The organism is Streptomyces sp. NPDC045026 (genome assembly GCF_056432625.1).
In genome coordinates this window covers 615,512-633,186 of record NZ_JBWKIS010000002.1, presented here as the reverse complement: position 1 = coordinate 633,186, position 17,675 = coordinate 615,512, and the positions used below count along the sequence as shown (strand labels likewise).

12 protein-coding genes are annotated in these 17,675 nt (G+C 71.2%); 7 read left to right on the top strand and 5 right to left on the bottom strand.

Annotation, left to right across the window (positions count from 1 at the left end):
• Positions 1–22: 22 nt before the first annotated feature.
• The 3 genes from AC07EJ_RS06685 to AC07EJ_RS06675 form a co-directional block, all read right to left on the bottom strand.
• On the bottom strand, positions 23–1,483 hold the full coding sequence (locus tag AC07EJ_RS06685; protein ID WP_389475100.1) for a glutamate synthase subunit beta: 1,461 nt from the start codon (positions 1,481–1,483) through the stop codon (positions 23–25).
• A complete protein-coding gene (gltB, locus tag AC07EJ_RS06680) occupies positions 1,476–6,074 on the bottom strand; it encodes a glutamate synthase large subunit (protein ID WP_389475098.1) in 4,599 nt (1,532 codons plus the stop codon). The genes AC07EJ_RS06685 and gltB overlap by 8 nt, the downstream gene beginning before the upstream one ends.
• A gap of 363 nt (positions 6,075–6,437) precedes the next feature.
• On the bottom strand, positions 6,438–7,169 hold the full coding sequence (locus tag AC07EJ_RS06675) for a VIT1/CCC1 transporter family protein (RefSeq protein ID WP_362905481.1): 732 nt from the start codon (positions 7,167–7,169) through the stop codon (positions 6,438–6,440).
• A 273-nt stretch (positions 7,170–7,442) separates the two neighbouring features.
• Between AC07EJ_RS06675 and AC07EJ_RS06670 the strand changes: the two genes are divergently transcribed.
• From AC07EJ_RS06670 to AC07EJ_RS06640, 7 genes are all read left to right on the top strand, one after another.
• Entirely contained in the window at positions 7,443–8,480 is a 1,038-nt protein-coding gene (locus AC07EJ_RS06670; protein ID WP_389475095.1) for a LacI family DNA-binding transcriptional regulator, read from the top strand.
• Positions 8,477–9,580: an ADP-ribosylglycohydrolase family protein gene (locus AC07EJ_RS06665; RefSeq protein WP_389475093.1), complete on the top strand. Its 1,104-nt coding sequence runs from the start codon at positions 8,477–8,479 to the stop codon at positions 9,578–9,580. The genes AC07EJ_RS06670 and AC07EJ_RS06665 overlap by 4 nt, the downstream gene beginning before the upstream one ends.
• Positions 9,581–9,706: 126 nt before the next feature.
• The gene (locus tag AC07EJ_RS06660; protein ID WP_389475091.1) at positions 9,707–10,909 is read left to right on the top strand and encodes an ADP-ribosylglycohydrolase family protein; all 1,203 of its coding nucleotides are present in this window, start codon (positions 9,707–9,709) and stop codon (positions 10,907–10,909) included.
• Positions 10,909–12,123, top strand: coding sequence for an ADP-ribosylglycohydrolase family protein (locus AC07EJ_RS06655; protein ID WP_478883880.1), 1,215 nt, complete (start codon positions 10,909–10,911; stop codon positions 12,121–12,123). Before AC07EJ_RS06660 ends, AC07EJ_RS06655 begins: the two co-directional genes overlap by 1 nt.
• Complete coding sequence (locus AC07EJ_RS06650) at positions 12,123–13,562, top strand: ADP-ribosylglycohydrolase family protein (RefSeq protein ID WP_478883879.1); 1,440 nt, start codon at positions 12,123–12,125, stop codon at positions 13,560–13,562. Before AC07EJ_RS06655 ends, AC07EJ_RS06650 begins: the two co-directional genes overlap by 1 nt.
• Positions 13,559–14,797 carry a CaiB/BaiF CoA transferase family protein gene (locus AC07EJ_RS06645; RefSeq protein ID WP_389475085.1) on the top strand — a complete coding sequence of 413 codons (1,239 nt, stop codon included), beginning with the start codon at positions 13,559–13,561 and terminating at the stop codon, positions 14,795–14,797. Before AC07EJ_RS06650 ends, AC07EJ_RS06645 begins: the two co-directional genes overlap by 4 nt.
• The gene (locus AC07EJ_RS06640; protein ID WP_393582334.1) at positions 14,794–15,630 is read left to right on the top strand and encodes an HpcH/HpaI aldolase/citrate lyase family protein; all 837 of its coding nucleotides are present in this window, start codon (positions 14,794–14,796) and stop codon (positions 15,628–15,630) included. Before AC07EJ_RS06645 ends, AC07EJ_RS06640 begins: the two co-directional genes overlap by 4 nt.
• Positions 15,631–15,704: 74 nt before the next feature.
• On the opposite strand, the gene lgt is transcribed toward AC07EJ_RS06640, so the two are convergent.
• Positions 15,705–16,748 (bottom strand): prolipoprotein diacylglyceryl transferase, encoded by a 1,044-nt coding sequence (lgt, locus tag AC07EJ_RS06635; protein WP_389475081.1) that lies wholly within the window; start codon positions 16,746–16,748, stop codon positions 15,705–15,707.
• A 102-nt stretch (positions 16,749–16,850) separates the two neighbouring features.
• The gene (locus AC07EJ_RS06630; RefSeq protein ID WP_478883878.1) at positions 16,851–17,630 is read right to left on the bottom strand and encodes a DsbA family protein; all 780 of its coding nucleotides are present in this window, start codon (positions 17,628–17,630) and stop codon (positions 16,851–16,853) included.
• Positions 17,631–17,675: the final 45 nt, after the last annotated feature.

Sequence of the window (17,675 nt, the reverse complement as noted above, 5' to 3'; positions counted from 1 at the left end):
CGTCAGGCCGCCGTCACGTCGGTCAGACGGTCAGGGAGCGGTCCGTCGGGCGGATCGGGGCCGGCAGTTCGCTGGCACCGGTCAGGAAGCGGTCGACCCCGCGGGCGGCCGAGCGGCCCTCCGCGATGGCCCACACGATGAGGGACTGGCCGCGGCCCGCGTCACCGGCGACGAAGACGCCGGGGACGTTGGTCTGGAACTCGTCGTCACGCGCCACGTTACCGCGGGCGTCGAGGTCCAGGGCGAACTGGGAGACGAGGCCGTTGTCCTGGTCCGTGCCCGTGAAGCCCATCGCGAGCGTGACGAGCTGGGCGGGGATCTTGCGCTCCGTGCCCGGCTTCGGCGTCAGCTTGCCGTCGATGAACTCCACCTCGGCGAGGTGCAGGTACTGGACGTTGCCGTCCTCGTCGCCCTCGAAGTGGGTGGTCGAGACGGAGTAGACCCGCTCGCCGCCCTCCTCGTGCGCGGACGTCACCTTGTAGAGCATGGGGAACGTAGGCCAGGGCTGGCCCGCGCTGCGGTCCTCGCCCGGACGCGGCATGATCTCCAGCTGCGTGACCGAGGCCGCGCCCTGGCGGTGGGCGGTGCCCACGCAGTCCGCGCCGGTGTCGCCGCCGCCGATGACGACGACGTGCTTGCCCTCGGCGGAGACGGGCGTGGTGACGTAGTCGCCCTCCTGGACCTTGTTGGCCAGGGGCAGGTACTCCATCGCCTGGTAGACGCCCTTGAGTTCACGCCCCGGGACCGGCAGGTCGCGGGCGGTCGTGGCACCGGCGGCGATGACCACGGCGTCGTAGCGCTTGCGCAGCTTCGCGGCGTCGATGTCGCGGCCGATCTCCACACCCGTACGGAACTTGGTGCCCTCCGCGCGCATCTGCTCGATGCGGCGGTTGATGTGGCGCTTCTCCATCTTGAACTCGGGGATGCCGTAGCGGAGCAGGCCGCCGATGCGGTCGGCGCGCTCGTAGACGGCGACCGTGTGGCCGGCCCGCGTCAGCTGCTGGGCGGCGGCGAGACCCGCCGGGCCCGAGCCGATGACGGCGACGGTCTTGCCGGAGAGGCGCTCCGGGGCCTGGGGCGCGACGTCGCCGCGGTCCCACGCCTGGTCGATGATCGAGACCTCGACGTTCTTGATGGTGACGGCCGGCTGGTTGATGCCGAGCACGCACGCCGACTCACAGGGCGCCGGGCAGAGGCGGCCGGTGAACTCCGGGAAGTTGTTGGTGGCGTGCAGCCGCTCCTGCGCCGCCGACCAGTCCTCGCGGTACGCGTAGTCGTTCCACTCGGGGATCAGGTTTCCGAGCGGGCAGCCGTTGTGGCAGAACGGGATGCCGCAGTCCATGCACCGGCCGGCCTGCTTGCTGATGATGGGGAGCAGGGAGCCGGGAACGTAGACCTCGTTCCAGTCCCGCACGCGCTCGCCGACCGGACGGGTCTTGGCGACCTCGCGGCCATGGTTGAGAAAGCCCTTGGGATCAGCCATTGGTCGCCGCCTCCATCATCTTCTCGGTGGTCTCGGACTCGGAGAGTCCGGCTCGCTCGGCGGCGTCCTTGGCGGCGAGCACTGCCTTGTACGTACTGGGGATGATCTTGCTGAAGCGGTCCACCGCCGCCGGCCACTCCGCGAGGAGCTTCTCGGCGACCGTCGAGCCGGTCTCCTCCGCGTGGCGGCGCACGACGTCGTGCAGCCACTGCTTGTCGGTGTCGTCGAGGCCTTCGACGGCCGAGACGTTTCCGGCGTTGACGTTGTCGGCGTCCAGGTCGATGACGTAGGCGATGCCGCCGGACATGCCGGCCGCGAAGTTGCGTCCGGTCTCGCCGAGGACGACCGCGCGGCCACCGGTCATGTACTCGCAGCCGTGGTCGCCCACGCCTTCCGAGACGACCGTCGCGCCCGAGTTGCGGACGCAGAAGCGCTCGCCGGTGCGGCCGCGCAGGAACAGCTCGCCGCCCGTGGCGCCGTACGCGATCGTGTTGCCCGCGATCGTGGAGAACTCGGCGAGGTGGTCGGCGCCGCGGTCCGGGCGGACCACGATGCGGCCGCCGGACAGGCCCTTGCCGACGTAGTCGTTGGCGTCGCCCTCCAGACGCAGGGTCACACCGCGCGGCAGGAAGGCGCCGAACGACTGGCCCGCGGAGCCGGTGAAGGTGATGTCGATGGTGTCGTCGGGCAGGCCCGCGCCACCGAACTTCTTCGTCACCTCGTGGCCGAGCATGGTGCCGACCGTGCGGTTGATGTTGCGGATCGCGACCTGGGCGCGGACCGGCTGCGCGTCGGCCTGGGCGTTCGCGGCGAGCGCGTCGGCGGCCAGCTTGATCAGCTCGTTGTCCAGGGCCTTCTCCAGGCCGTGGTCCTGAGTGATCACCTGGTGGCGCACGGCGCCCTCGGGCAGCTCGGGGACGTAGAAGAGGGGCTCGAGGTCGAGGCCCTGGGCCTTCCAGTGGTCCACGGCCCGCTCGGTGTCGAGGAGTTCGGCGTGGCCGACGGCCTCCTCGATCGTGCGGAAGCCGAGCTCGGCGAGCAGCTCGCGGACCTCTTCGGCGATGAACTCGAAGAAGTTCACGACAAATTCGGCCTTGCCGGAGAACCGCTCGCGCAGAACGGGGTTCTGCGTGGCGATGCCGACCGGGCAGGTGTCCAGGTGGCAGACGCGCATCATGACGCAGCCGGAGACGACGAGCGGCGCGGTCGCGAAACCGAACTCCTCGGCGCCGAGCAGCGCGGCGATGACGACGTCGCGGCCGGTCTTCAGCTGGCCGTCGGTCTGGACGACGATGCGGTCGCGCAGGCCGTTGAGCAGCAGGGTCTGCTGGGTCTCGGCGAGACCGAGCTCCCAGGGACCGCCGGCGTGCTTCAGCGAGGTCAGCGGCGATGCGCCCGTACCGCCGTCGTGGCCGGAGATGAGCACCACGTCGGCGTGCGCCTTGGAGACACCCGCGGCGACCGTGCCGACGCCGACCTCGGAGACCAGCTTCACGTGAATCCGCGCCTGCGGGTTCGCGTTCTTCAGGTCGTGGATCAGCTGGGCCAGGTCCTCGATGGAGTAGATGTCGTGGTGCGGCGGCGGGGAGATCAGGCCCACGCCCGGCGTCGAGTGACGCGTCTTGGCGACCCACGGGTAGACCTTGTGGCCGGGCAGCTGGCCGCCCTCGCCGGGCTTCGCGCCCTGCGCCATCTTGATCTGGATGTCGTCCGCGTTGACCAGGTACTCGCTCGTCACGCCGAAGCGGCCGGAGGCGACCTGCTTGATGGAGGAGCGGCGCGCCGGGTCGTACAGCCGGTCCGCGTCCTCGCCGCCCTCACCGGTGTTGGACTTGGCGCCCAGCTGGTTCATGGCGATGGCGAGGGTCTCGTGCGCCTCCTTGGAGATGGAGCCGTACGACATGGCGCCCGTGGAGAACCGCTTGACGATCTCGCTGACCGGCTCGACCTCGTCGATGGAGATCGCTTCGCGGTCGCTGTTGAAGCCGAAGAGACCGCGCAGCGTCATCAGACGCTCCGACTGCTCGTTCACGCGGCCCGTGTACTTCTTGAAGATGTCGTAGCGGCGGTTGCGCGTGGCGTGCTGGAGGCGGAAGACCGTCTCCGGGTCGAACAGGTGCGGCTCGCCCTCGCGGCGCCACTGGTACTCGCCGCCGATGTCGAGGGCGCGGTGCGCCGGGGCGATGCCGCTCGCCGGGTACGCCTTGGCGTGGCGGGCGGCGACCTCCTGGGCGATGACGTCGAGACCGGCGCCGCCGATCTTCGTCGCCGTGCCGTTGAAATACTTCTCGACGAAGGCCTCGTCGAGGCCGACGGCCTCGAAGACCTGGGCGCCGCGGTAGGAGGCGACGGTCGAGATGCCCATCTTGGACATGACCTTGAGGACGCCCTTGCCGAGCGCGTAGATCAGGTTGCGGATGGCCTGCTCGGCCTCGATGCCGGACAGGAACGTGCCGGCGCGGACCAGGTCCTCGACGGACTCCATCGCCAGGTACGGGTTGACGGCCGCGGCGCCGAAGCCGATCAGGAGGGCCACGTGGTGGACCTCGCGCACATCGCCCGCCTCGACGAGCAGACCCACCTCGGTGCGCTGCTTCGTACGGATGAGGTGGTGGTGGACGGCCGCGGTGAGCAGCAGCGACGGGATCGGCGCGTGCTCGGCGTCGGAGTGCCGGTCGGAGAGCACGATCAGGCGGGCGCCGGCCTCTATGGCGGCGTCGGCCTCGGCGCAGATCTCCTCGATGCGGGCGGCGAGCGCGTCGCCGCCGCCGGAGACCCGGTACAGGCCGGACAGGGTCGCGGCCTTCATGCCGGGCATGTCGCCGTCGGCGTTGATGTGTATGAGCTTGGCCAGCTCGTCGTTGTCGATCACCGGGAAGGGCAGGGTGACCGAACGGCAGGAGGCCGCGCTCGGGTCCAGCAGGTTGCCCTGCGGGCCGAGGCTGGAGCGCAGCGAGGTGACGAGCTCCTCGCGGATGGCGTCCAGCGGCGGGTTCGTGACCTGCGCGAACAGCTGGGTGAAGTAGTCGAAGATCAGCCGCGGGCGGGCGGAGAGCGCCGCGATCGGCGAGTCCGTGCCCATGGAGCCGAGCGGCTCGCCGCCGGTCTTGGCCATCGGCGTGAGGATGACGCGCAGCTCTTCCTCGGTGTAGCCGAAGGTCTGCTGGCGGCGGGTGACCGAGGCGTGGGTGTGGACGATGTGCTCGCGCTCGGGGAGGTCCTCGAGCTCGATCTCACCGGCCTCGAGCCACTCGGCGTACGGCTGCCCGGCGGCCAGGCCGGCCTTGATCTCGTCGTCCTCGATGATGCGGTGCTCGACGGTGTCGACGAGGAACATCTTGCCGGGCTGGAGGCGGCCCTTGCGGACGACCTTCGCGGGGTCGATGTCGAGGACGCCGACCTCGGAGCCGAGGACGACGAGGCCGTCGTCGGTGACCCAGTAGCGGCCGGGGCGCAAACCGTTGCGGTCGAGAACGGCACCCACCTGCGTACCGTCGGTGAAGGTCACGCACGCCGGGCCGTCCCAGGGCTCCATCATCGCGGAGTGGAACTGGTAGAAGGCGCGGCGGTCGGCCGCCATGGAGGCGTGGTTCTCCCAGGCCTCCGGGATCATCATCAGGACGCTGTGCGGCAGGGAGCGGCCGCCGAGGTGCAGCAGTTCGAGCACCTCGTCGAAGGACGCCGAGTCCGAGGCGTCGGGCGTACAGACGGGGAAGATCCGCGACAGGTCCTCGGCGTCGCCGAACAGGTCGGAGGCGAGCTGCGACTCGCGCGCCTTCATCCAGTTCCGGTTGCCCTTGACCGTGTTGATCTCACCGTTGTGCGCGACGAAGCGGTACGGGTGCGCGAGCGGCCAGCTCGGGAAGGTGTTCGTGGAGAACCGCGAGTGGACGAGAGCGATCGCGGATGCGAATCGGCGGTCCGACAGGTCGGGGAAGAAGGGCTCGAGCTGGCCGGTGGTCAGCATGCCCTTGTAGACGATGGTGCGGGCGGAGAGCGACGGGAAGTACACGCCGGCCTCGCGCTCGGCACGCTTGCGCAGGATGAAGGCCTTGCGGTCGAGCGCGATGTCCTTCGCGGTGCCGTCGGCGTCCGAGACGAAGATCTGGCGGAAGGCCGGCATCGTCGAGCGGGCGGTGGCGCCGAGGAGCTGCGGGGCGACCGGCACGTCGCGCCAGCCGAGGAGGGTGAGGCCCTCTGCGGCGGCGATCGTCTCGATCTGTGAGACGGCGGCGGCGTTGTCGGCCTCGTCGACGGGCAGGAAGGCGATGCCGACCGCGTACGCGCCGGCCTCGGGCAGATCAAAGGAGACCGCGGCACGCAGGAAGGCGTCCGGGACCTGGGAGAGGATGCCCGCTCCGTCACCCGAGTCGGGCTCGGATCCGGTGGCACCCCGGTGCTCCAGGTTGCGCAGAACCGTGAGCGCCTGTTCGACCAGCGCGTGGCTCGCCTCGCCGGTGAGGGTGGCCACGAAGCCGACGCCACAGGCGTCGTGCTCGTTGCGGGGGTCGTACATGCCCTGGGCAGCAGGGCGAGCATCCATGTACGGCTGAATCATGGAGTGCTGGGACGGCTGGCGCGGCGTGCGCATCGGCTCTCCCGTCGTCGTTGTGGCATATGACATCTGCCGAGGGACGACGTTGGCCCTCTGCTGGGGTGCAAGTTTCGTGCAAGTTACATGATGGAGCGAATCTCGGGAACCGGATAGCCCATTCCAGCATGCGGACACCGCTGTAACGGTGACAGACACCGCGGTGACGGTGACGGTGCTGCTCCCGATGACGGAACAGCGGCGAGATAGGGGACCTTCACGGGCAGATCGATGTCCGCGGGTCCATGAGCGCGGCGGGCGTCGTTGCCCGCAGCGCTTACGGCTCATGCCCCGCGGTTAAGCAATCGAAACCGCCGGGTAACGACTACTTATACAGAGACCTGTATAGCCATCACCGGTGCGTCATCCTACGGCCGTACCGAACAGGCTGCCCAGGAGATACGTCACACCCGCCGCGGCGCCACCGAGAGCCAGCTGGCGTACCCCGCTGAACCACCAGGACCGCGCCGTCACCTTGGCCACGATCGCCCCGCAGGCGAAGAGACCGACGAGCGCGAGCAGGACCGCCGGCCACAGGGCACTCGCACCCAGCAGATAGGGCAGCAGCGGAAGCAGGGCGCCGAGCGCGAAGGACCCGAATGAGGAGACGGCGGCGACCGTCGGCGACGGCAGGTCGCCCGGGTCGATGCCCAGCTCCTCGCGCGCGTGGATCTCGAGGGCCTGCTCGGGGTCCTGCGAGAGCTGGCGCGCGACCTCGCGGGCGAGGTCGGGCTCCACGCCGCGCGACATGTAGAGGTTGGCGAGCTCTCGCTCCTCGTCCGCGGGGTGCTTCCTCAACTCCCGCCGCTCGACGTCGAGTTCGGCCTCGACCAGCTCACGCTGGGAGGCGACGGAGGTGTACTCGCCGGCGGCCATCGAGAAGGCGCCGGCGGCAAGGCCGGAGAGCCCGGTGATGATGATCGTCTGCTGCGACACGGCGCCGCCCGCGACACCGGTCATCAGGGCCAGGTTCGAGACGAGTCCGTCCATCGCACCGAACACGGCGGGGCGCAGCCAGCCGCCGTTGACATCACGGTGCGTGTGGTTGTCGCGGTGCGCGTCGTGCAGCGTCGCTTCGGTCTCGATGATGGCCATGGCGCCCAGTGCTCCTCTCGTACGGAGCCGATGCCGCGCGGCGTTCCCGCGGGCCCGGACTCCCCCCTCAACACGCTCGAAAGTACGCACGGATTCGGGCCCCCGCCAGCAAGGAAGGCCGTACTTACCAGGGCTTTCGACCGCTTTGCCCACCCGCTCGAACGGCCCACGCCGTCACCCGAGAGATGGATCACATGATCGGAGCGTTGACGGACGGGGGAAACATCGCCGCAACACCTGTAAACGTTTCCAACAGCGGTGAGGAGCGAGCCCATGTCTCCAGTGCCGGGCAGCGGCCAGCCGACGATCGTGTCGATCGCGCGTCGGGCCGGGGTCTCCATCGCCTCGGTCTCCCGCGTCCTCAACGGCCTGGGCGCACGGCGGGAGACAGTCGAGCGCGTGGAGCGCGCCGCGTCAGAGCTCGGCTACGTACCCAACGCCGTGGCCCGCTCTCTCAAGGACGGCAGGACCCGGCAGCTCACCTTCGCGCTGCCCGACATCGGCAACCCGGCCTACGTGGCGATGGTCCGCGCCGTCCAGGGCGTCACCAAGAACCACGGCTACCGCCTGCTCCTGCACTCCACGGACGCGGTCGTCGACGACGAACTCGCCGTGCTGCGCAGTCTCGGCGACCGCACCAGTGACGGCCTGATCATCTGCCCCATCCGCATCACGGACGACCACATCGAGGCGCTGAGCTGCGCGGCGGGACCCGTCGTCGTCATGGGATCCCTGCCGTCCGGGGTGCCCGTGGACAGCGTCCGCGCCGACTCGGTGACGGGCGCGGCCCTCGCCGTACGCCATCTGCACGACACAGGCTGCCGCCGCATCGCGTTCATCAACGGCCCCTCCGACACGGTCCCCGGCCGCAACCGCGAGGAGGGCTACCGGGCGGCTCTCGCCGAATGCGGACTCGTATACGACGACGCGCTGGTCGTCGAAACGGGCTTCGGCATCGAAGCGGGCGCCGAGGCCGCCGCGGAACTGCTCGGCCGGCGCCCCGACGCCGTCTTCTGCGCGAACGACCAGCTGGCTCTGGGCGCGGCCCGTGCACTGCACTCGCGGGGCCTGCGCATACCGCAGGACGTAGCGGTCGCGGGGATGGACGACAGCGTGCTCGCCCAGTCCGTCTGGCCCCCGCTGACCAGCGTCGACCTGGGCTCGACAGAGCGCGGGCGACGCGCGGCCGAACTCCTGGTGGAACGCCTGGACGGCACGGCCCCGACCCCCCGAGGCACCACGGCCACGGCCCCACCCCGCCTGGTGGTCCGCGCATCCACAGCAGCGACCCAGAACACGAGGTCCACATGAGTGTCAGCCTCGACCCCGACGCGTCGGCAGGAGCGGAAGGCCCCCGAAGGCTCGGCTCGGTCCCGCACCGCCGGCCGCCGGCCGCGATCTCCCTGCGGGACCGCGCCCGGGGAGCCCTCCTCGGCCTCGCGGTGGGTGACGCCCTCGGCGCGCCGGCCGAGAACATGAAGCCGTCGCAGATCCGCGAACGATGGGGCCGTATCGAGGGGTTCGTCTCACCGGACCCGGCGGGCACGGACGACACCGAGTACGCGATCTTCTCCGGCCTCCTGCTGGCGGAGCACGGTTCGGCGCTCACCGTGGGACATGTCGAGGCGGCCTGGCACACCTGGATCGCCGACCGCGACGAGGGCCCGTTCCGGGGTGCGGGCTTCAGCGAGAGAGGCACCCTGGAAAACCTCCGCCGGGGCCTCGCGGCACCCATCTCGGCACAGCACCGCCACGCGTGGAGCGACGGACTCGCCATGCGGGCGGCCCCGTTCGGGGTCTACGCGGCGGGCCGCCCGGCGGAGGCGGCACGTCTCGTAGCGGTGGACGGCACGGTGTCGCACGACGGCGAGGGCATCCTCGGAGGCCGGGCGGTGGCGGCCGGGGTCGCGGTGGCGATGGTGAGCCACAACCCGGACACGGTCGTCCAGGCGGCACTGTCCGCGGTCCCCGAGGACTCCTGGACAGCACGCTCGCTGCACCGCGCGGTGGCGGCGGCCCGCAGCGCCCGCCGCGACCCCGACGGCACGCAGCTCTCCATGGAACGAGAGGTACGCCGGGCCGTGGTGATCGGCGGCTACCCCTGGCCGGACCTCGCCCCGGAGGCCGTGGGCCTGGCCTTCGGCGCGTTCGCCGCGGCCCGGGGCGAGTTCAGGGAGTCGGTCCTGATGGCGGTGAACATGGGCCGCGACGCGGACACGACGGCCGCGGTGGCGGGCGCCCTGGCCGGCGCGCTGCGCGGCGAGCGCGCCATCCCCGCCGACTGGGCGACGGCCATCGGCCCGGTCCGCGGCAGCTGCCTCCCGTCCATGACGGGACGTCACATCCTGGACATCGCAAACACCTTGACCCCCACACCTCCCCTGCCACCCCCGGAGGCGGCAACGACATGACCACCCACCCGCACTCACACCCGTACACGGGCTGAGGACCCCGGTCCCGCACCCCCACCAGCGCGAGCGAACCCAGAACAAACCCGCACCCGTAAGAGCACGGCCCCCCAGGGAGGCCCGCACACCATGACACCCCCCACGGTCACCACCCAGCCAACCCACCGCGCCCCCCAAACCCCCACCACCCCCCGCCGCATCGAGGGCCTGCTGCTCGGCATCGCCGCAGGCGACGCCGCAGGCTGGCCCTCAGGCAGACACCGAGCGGCCCGCCTCCCCGACTGGACCCGCCGCCTCACCCGAGAGCTGGACACGTTCGCGGAGCAGAACGCGACGACGACGCTCCCCGTACCGATCGCGCTCAACCAGCCCCCGGAACCCCTGCGCCTGGGCCCGTCGGACGACGCGGAATGGGCGGCGTTCACGGCGGCTTCCGTCCTGGACGCCATCCAGGCGAGGGCCCGGCGCACGGACCTCCCCCTGGACGAGCACGTACGCACGGCACTCGACCTCGCCTGGAACACCCTCGCCGCCGAGGTCGCGGAGGCAACGGCCCGCGCCGACGAGATCGAGTCGGCGCGCATGCCGATGCGCGCGCGCATCTCCGTAAGGGCGGGCCTGGGCAACCTGGCGGCGGGCCTGAGCCCTCCGGCGACCGGCCACGACAACCCGCACTACTTCGACGACGCGGCCTGCGTACGGGCGTCGGTGCTGGCCGTGGTCCACCCGGGCGACCCCGAACTCGCCGCGGAACTGGCGGAGTTCGACGCCCGCTACACCCAGGACGGCGACGGGGTCCACGGCGCCAGAGCCATGGCGGCGGCCGTGGCGGCAGCGCTGGGCGCCGCCCCCGTGGACGCCTGTGTGGACGCCGCGCTGGCCCAGCTCCCCGAAGGAACCGAGATCCGCCGCAACGCGCTGCACGCGGTGGACCTGGCCCGAAGGGCGTCCGCGGCCCGCCCAGGCCTGCCGGGAAACGCGTTCGCGCTGGTCCCGGTCCTGGAACACGAGATCGTCGACCACGTCTACAGCTACGGCATCGCGGCAGCGGAAACCGTGCCGGTGGCCCTGGCCGTGGCGACCGCGGCCGGGGGCGACGTGACGGAGGCGGTGCCCACGGCGGCGTGCCTGTCGCGCGTGGCGGACTCGGCGCCGGCACTGGCAGGCGCGCTGACGGGCGCGATCGGCGGAGCCGACACGCTCCCGGCGAGCTGGCGGGACGCCTGCCGCATGCTCGCGGGCTGCGCACTTCCGCGCCTGGCCGGAACGGACCTCGTAGACATCGCAGCAGACCTGACCAGGTCTACCGCGACCACACCGAAAGGCCCCTGATGACCACCTCCACAACGGCCACCCCCGCACCCACCCCGAACCACACCCAAGGCTCGACCACCCCCCGCTCCCTGGAGGACCGCACCACCGGAGCCCTGCTGGGCGCGGCGGTGGGCGACGCGCTGGGCGGCCCGGTGGAGGGCTGGACGCCGGAGGCGATCGCGGAGCGCCACGGCGGCCGGGTCCGCGGCATCGTGGAGCCGTTCCACAAGGACGACTGGCGCACGGCGCGCCCGATCGCCCCATACCACAAGGGCGACGGGCACGTCACCGACGACACCTTGATGACGCACGCGCTGATCAGGGTCTACGAGAACGTACGGGACCACCTGGACGCGTACGCGGTCGCGGACCACCTCGTCCCCGACCTGATCACCAACACCCGCTGGATCCCGGAGCTGGAGGCGGAGGCGCTCCCGCTGCAACGGATCTTCCTGGCGGAGAAGTGGATCGTGGCGCGCATCCACTACGGCCATGTGGACCCGCGCGAGGCGGGCGTGGGCAACATCGTGAACTGCGGCGCGGCGATGTACATGGCTCCGGTCGGAGCAGTGAACGCGGGCAACCCGGGCAAGGCGTACGAGGAGGCGCTGGACGTCGCGGGCGCGCACCAGTCGTCGTACGGCAGGGAGGCGGCGGGCGTGTTCGCGGCGGCGGTCGCCGCGGCGTTCAGGCCGGACGCGACGCCGGAATCGGTGGTCGAGGAGGCGCTGGCTCTCGCGAAGGACGGCACGAGGTCGGCGATCGAAGCGGTGTGCGAAGTGGCGCGCGACCACACGGACTTCGAGGACGCGCTGGGGCCGCTGCGCGAGGCGATCACCCCCTTCGACACGGTCGGCCCGGAGTACCGCAAGCCGTCGCTCGGGGCGCGCCGCCCGTCCAGGCTGCACGCCATCGAGGAGCTTCCGGTCGCGCTCGGGATGCTCCTGGTCGGCAGGGGCGACTTCCGGCACACGGTCCTCGGCTCGGTCAACTACGGCCGGGACTGCGACTCGATCGCGACGATGAGCGGTGCGATCGTGGGCGCGTTGTACGGGGAGTCGGCGGTGCCGCGGGAGTGGAGCGGCGAGGTCGCCCGCGCGAGCAGGCTCGACCTGCACACACCGGCGGCCTCCCTGGCCCGGGTCACGCGTGAGGTCTTCGCCAAGGACATGACCCGCCGCCGGTCCCACGAGGCGGCGTTCGCGGAACTCACCGCGACGGCGGGGTCGTGATGCTGCGCCTCACCTGGGTCCAGCCCGAGGACCTGCTCGGCCACGAGCTGCGCCAGGCGGCACAGGAGGGCCGGGACACGAGCGGGGTGGAGCGCCGCTGGCGCGAGGCGGGCGGCCACCCGCCCCCCGAGCGCGCGGGAGCGTCACCACCACTCCAGGACCCGAAGCTACGAGCACTGGCACAGCAGCTCCTCGACGAACTGGCCTCAACACCAAGCCCACTGAGGGCACTTGAGCCAACCTCCCTGAGCGAGATCAAACAACTCGCTACAAGCTGGCCGGCGCCCTCGGCCCCCCACCCAGCCCGTCCGGCGCTCGAGGACAAAGGACGCGGGGGCCTGGGGGCAGCGCCCCCAGAAACCCCCGCCACCAAAACCCTGCACGCGTCCTGGCTGGGCAGAGCGGCCGGCTGCCTCCTGGGCAAACCCGTCGAGAAACTTCCCCTGCGCGGCATCCGGGCCATCGCGAAGTCCACGTCCAACTGGCCCCTGAACACCTGGTTCACGCACCGGAACCTGCCGCCTGACGTGGCGGAGCGCTACCCCTGGAACCGCCGCTCCCGCCCCACCTCCCTGGCCGAGAACATCGACGGGATGCCCGAGGACGACGACCTCAACTACCCGCTCCTCGGCCTGCTCCTGCTCCAGCGCCACGGCACCGGGTTCACCACCGCGGACGTGGCGAAGCTCTGGCTGGACGAGTTGCCGGCGGGCCGCACGTTCACCGCGGAGCGCGTCGCGTACCGCAATCTCCTCGACGGCATCGAGCCCCCGGAAGCGGCCGTGCACCACAACCCGTTCCGGGAGTGGATCGGCGCCCAGATCAGGGCGGACATCTTCGGCTGGACGAACCCGGGTGACCCCGCCGGGGCAGCCGAACTGGCGCACAGGGACGCGACGTTGACGCACACGGCGAACGGCGTCTACGGCGAGATGTTCGTAGCGGCGGCCATCGCCCACGCGTCAGCACCTTCCGGCTCGGCCCTCACCATCCGAGCCACCCTCGACGCCGCCCTCTCCGTGATCCCACCCGACTCCCGCTACGCCCGAGCGATCCGCTTCGGCATCGAGACGGCCCGCGCCGAACCCACCGGCACCCCGGCGGGCTTCGCATCAGTCGTCGACGCGCTCCACGCCCGTTACGCCCACGACCACCACTGGGTGCACGTCCTGCCCAACGCGGCGCTGCTCGCCGCCGCGCTCACCCACGCCGACGGCGACTTCACGGGGTCCATCTGCCGTGCGGTGTCGGGTGGTTGGGACACCGACTCCAACGGCGCGACGGCCGGTTCGATCGCCGGACTCCTCGCCGGCTCCCCCGACGCGATCGACGACCGCTGGACCGCCCCGCTCAAGAACCGTCTGTCGACCTCGGTCGCCGACTTCGACGGGATCGGCTTCGACGAACTGGCCAGGCTCACTCTGGAGGCCCGCACATGAATTCCGATCACGACCAGCAACCCACCACCTCCACGCCCACCCCCCAACACCCCGCCCCCCTGCAAGGCCTACGCGTCCTCGACCTCGCGACCCTCTTCGCCGGTCCGCTGGCCGCCACCCTGCTGGGCGACTTCGGCGCCGACGTGATCAAGGTGGAGCACCCCCGTAAACCGGACCCGTCCCGTGGCCACGGCCCGTCGAAGGACGGCATCGGCCTGTGGTGGAAGCTCCTCGGCCGCAACAAGCGGAACATCACCCTCGACCTCTCCACGCGAGGCGGGCGCGAGATCCTCCTCAAACTGGTCGCGGACGCCGACGTCCTGATCGAGAACTTCCGTCCCGGAACCCTGGAGAAGTGGAACCTCGGCTGGGAGGAGCTGAGCGCCGCCAACCCGCGCCTGGTCCTCACCCGCGTCACCGCCTTCGGCCAGTTCGGACCGTACTCACGGCGCCCCGGATTCGGCACGCTCGCCGAGGCGATGAGCGGCTTCGCGGCGCTCACGGGAGAGCCGGAAGGCCCCCCGACGCTCCCGCCGTTCGGCCTCGCGGACTCGATCGCCGCCCTCTCCACGTCGTACGCGGTGATGGCCGCGCTCCAGGGCCGCGAGCGGACGGGCCGGGGCCAGGTCGTCGACATGGCGATCATCGAGCCGATGCTGACGGTCCTCGGCCCGCAGCCCATCTGGTACGACCAGCTCGGCTACGTACAGCCGCGAATGGGGAACCGCTCCACGAACAACGCGCCGCGCAACACCTACCGCACGAGCGACGACAAGTGGGTGGCGGTCTCCACGTCCGCCCAGTCGATCGCCGAGCGCGTGATGCGCCTGGTCGGCCGCCCCGAGCTGATCGACGAGCAGTGGTTCGCGACGGGTTCGGGGCGCGCGGGCCACGCCGACGAACTCGACGCGGCGGTCGGCTCCTGGATCGCCCGGCACTCGCGGGACGACGTCCTCGCGGCGTTCGAGAAGGCGGAGGCCGCGATCGCCCCCGTCTTCGACATCCGCGACGTGATGGAGGACGAGCAGTACCGGGCGCTCGACTCGATCACCGAGGTACCCGACCCCGACCTGGGCACGGTCAGGATGCAGAACGTGCTGTTCCGCCTCTCCGAGACCCCCGGCGCGATCAGGTGGGCCGGCCGCCCGCACGGCGCCGACACCGACGAGATCCTCACGGACCTCGGTCTTTCCCCTTCGGAGATCACCACCCTGCGCGAGGCGGGCGCGCTGTGACCGCCCAGTCCTACGAGACATTCCTGACCTGGCTCTACGCCCCGGGAGACCGGCCGGAGGTCGTGGCGAAGGCACTCGACTCGGGCACGGACGTCGTCCTGATCGACCTGGAGGACGCGGTCGCCCCTGACCGCAAGGCGTACGCCCTCGACGCGACCGCCGAGTTCCTCGCCGACAAGCACCCGGTGCCGGTGCACGTGAGGGTCAACGCGCTGAACTCCCCGCGCGCCGAGTCCGAGGTCAGACGGCTCACCCCGCTCCCGGGCCTCGGCGCCCTGCGCCTGCCCAAGGTCCAGGGCCCCGCCTGTCTGGACCGCGTATCGGACTGGTCGGTCGAGGTCCCGCCCCTGTACGCCCTCCTGGAGTCGGCGCTCGGCGTCGAGCAGGCGTACGACATCGCCCGGCATCCCGGTGTACGCGGCATCGCACTGGGCGAGTCGGATCTGCGGGCGGAACTCGGTGTGGCGAGCGGCGAAGGTCTGGCGTGGCCACGGGGGCGGGCGGTGGTCGCCGCGCGCGCCGCGGCGCTGCCCCCGCCGCCGCAGTCCGTCTACCCGGACGTCCGCGACACGGTGGGCCTGGCCCGTTCCTGCGCACAGGGCCGGGCGCTCGGCTTCTTCGGCCGCATGGCGATCCACCCCCGCCAGCTCCCCGTCATCGAGGCGGCGTTCCTGCCGACGGCGGCCGAGGTCGAAGCGGCGACGGAGGTCGTCGGCGCCGCCGCCACGGAGGCGGGGGCGCTGGCCCTGCCCGACGGCCGCTTCGTCGACGCGGCGATCGTCTCCGACGCGCGCCGGGTCCTCGCGCTGGCGTCGCGCCGTCGCGGGGGCTGACCGGGACAGCGCGACGGGGGCGCCGGATCGATGCGATCCGGCGCCCCCGTCGGCGTAGGTGTGGTGAGGCTCAGCTAGCTCTTCCCGGCCTTCGCCGCTCCGGACTCGCCGTTGGCCTCGTCCTTGTCGGACGTGTCCTCTGCCCCGGCCTCGGCCTCATCCGCGGACCCGGAATCCGCCTCGGCCGTCTCGTTGGACTCGGCCTCGGCAGCGACCTCGTCCGCAGCCTTGTCCTTGGCATCGGCGGCATCGGCGTCGTCGCCCTTGGCGGTGTCCTTGGCGGTGTCCTTTGCATCGTCGCCGACGTCCGGCTCCACGATCGCTTCGCGTCCCGGGCGGATCTTCGTCGAGATCACGATGTAGATCACCGCGAGCAGGAAGACACCCATCGCGGTCCAGTCGTTGAGCCGCAGGCCGAGGATGTGGTGCGCGTCGTCGACGCGCATGTACTCGATCCAGAAGCGGCCCACGCAGTACGCGGCGACGTAGAGCGCGAACGCCCGCCCGTGGCCGAGCTTGAAGCGGCGGTCCGCCCAGATCACGAGCAGTGCGACCCCGATGCACCACAGGGACTCGTACAGGAAGGTCGGATGGTACGTGCCCGGGACGCGGCCGTCCGCGGACGACGTGATCTTCAGGGCCCACGGCAGGTCGGTGGGCCTGCCGTACAGCTCCTGGTTGAACCAGTTGCCCCAGCGGCCGACGGCCTGTGCGATGGCGATGCCGGGTGCGATGGCGTCGGCGTAGGCCGGGAGCGGGATGCCGCGCCTGCGGCACCCGATCCACGCGCCCACCGCGCCGAGCGCGATGGCCCCCCAGATCCCGAGGCCGCCCTCCCAGATCTTGAAGGCGTCCACCCAGTCGCGGCCCTCGCTGAAGTACAGCTCGTAGTCCGTGATCACGTGGTAGAGCCGGCCGCCGACGAGGCCGAACGGCACGGCCCAGACCGCGATGTCGGCAACGGTGCCGGATCGCCCACCGCGGGCGATCCAGCGCTTGTTGCCGAGCCAGACGGCCACGAAGACGCCGATGATGATGCAGAACGCGTAGCCGCGCAGCGGAATGGGTCCTAGATAGACCACTCCGTGTGACGGGCTGGGGATGAAGGCAAGAGTCATGGCAAAGTCGACGCTACCGTGCCGGACCGTGGCGGCGGCAACCAGCCCGGCTACGGGTCCATAACGAGACCCCCGCCCCTCCTGCCCCGCACAGGGTCTTCGTCAGGCCTTGTTGGCCGCCTGCACCATCTGCTTCAGCTTCGCCGGCGTCAGCGGGTCGGCCTGGTCACCGAACACGTTCTTCCCGTTCAGGAGCACTGTCGGCGTGCCCTGGAAGCCGCCGTCCTGGAACGCCTGGTTCGACTTCTTGACCCAGCTGTCGTGGCTGCCGCCGTCGACACACTTCTTGAAGTCCGGCGTCACCAGGCCGCCGACCTTGCCGGCCAGCTCGATCAGCTTGCCGTTGTCCGCGTAGGCGTCGTCGGTCTCCGACGGCTGGTTCTCGTAGAGGACGTCGTGGTACGGCGGGAACTTCCCGGCGTCCTGGGCACACGCCGCAGCGTTCGCCGCGCGCAGGGAGCCGCTGCCGCCCATGTTCTTGTCGATGAGTGTGGCCAGGTGGTACTGGACCTTGAGCTGCCCGGAGTCGGTCAGCTCGTGGATCGTCGTGCGGTAGGCGTCCTCGAAGGACTTGCACGCGGGGCAGCGGAAGTCCTCCCACACCGTGAGCGTCGACTTCGCGCTGTCCTTGCCGACCGGGATCGCGAGGCTGTCCTTGCCGACCGCGCCCTGTGGGGCGACGACGGGACCCGCGGCGTCGCTCTTGTCGTCACCGGTATTCGCCGCGATCACACCGATCACGGCGGCCAGCGCGAGGACGCCCACGACGGCGCCCCCCACGATCACGCCCCTGCGGCGCCTGTCCTTGGATCTCTGCTTCTCGCGCTCCTCCGCCAGCCGGTCACGGGCGGTGCGCTTTCCCTCACGGTTCTTCTCGCTCACACCCGCCAAACGAACCGGGGAGGCACCAGCGTGCCTCCCCGGTCC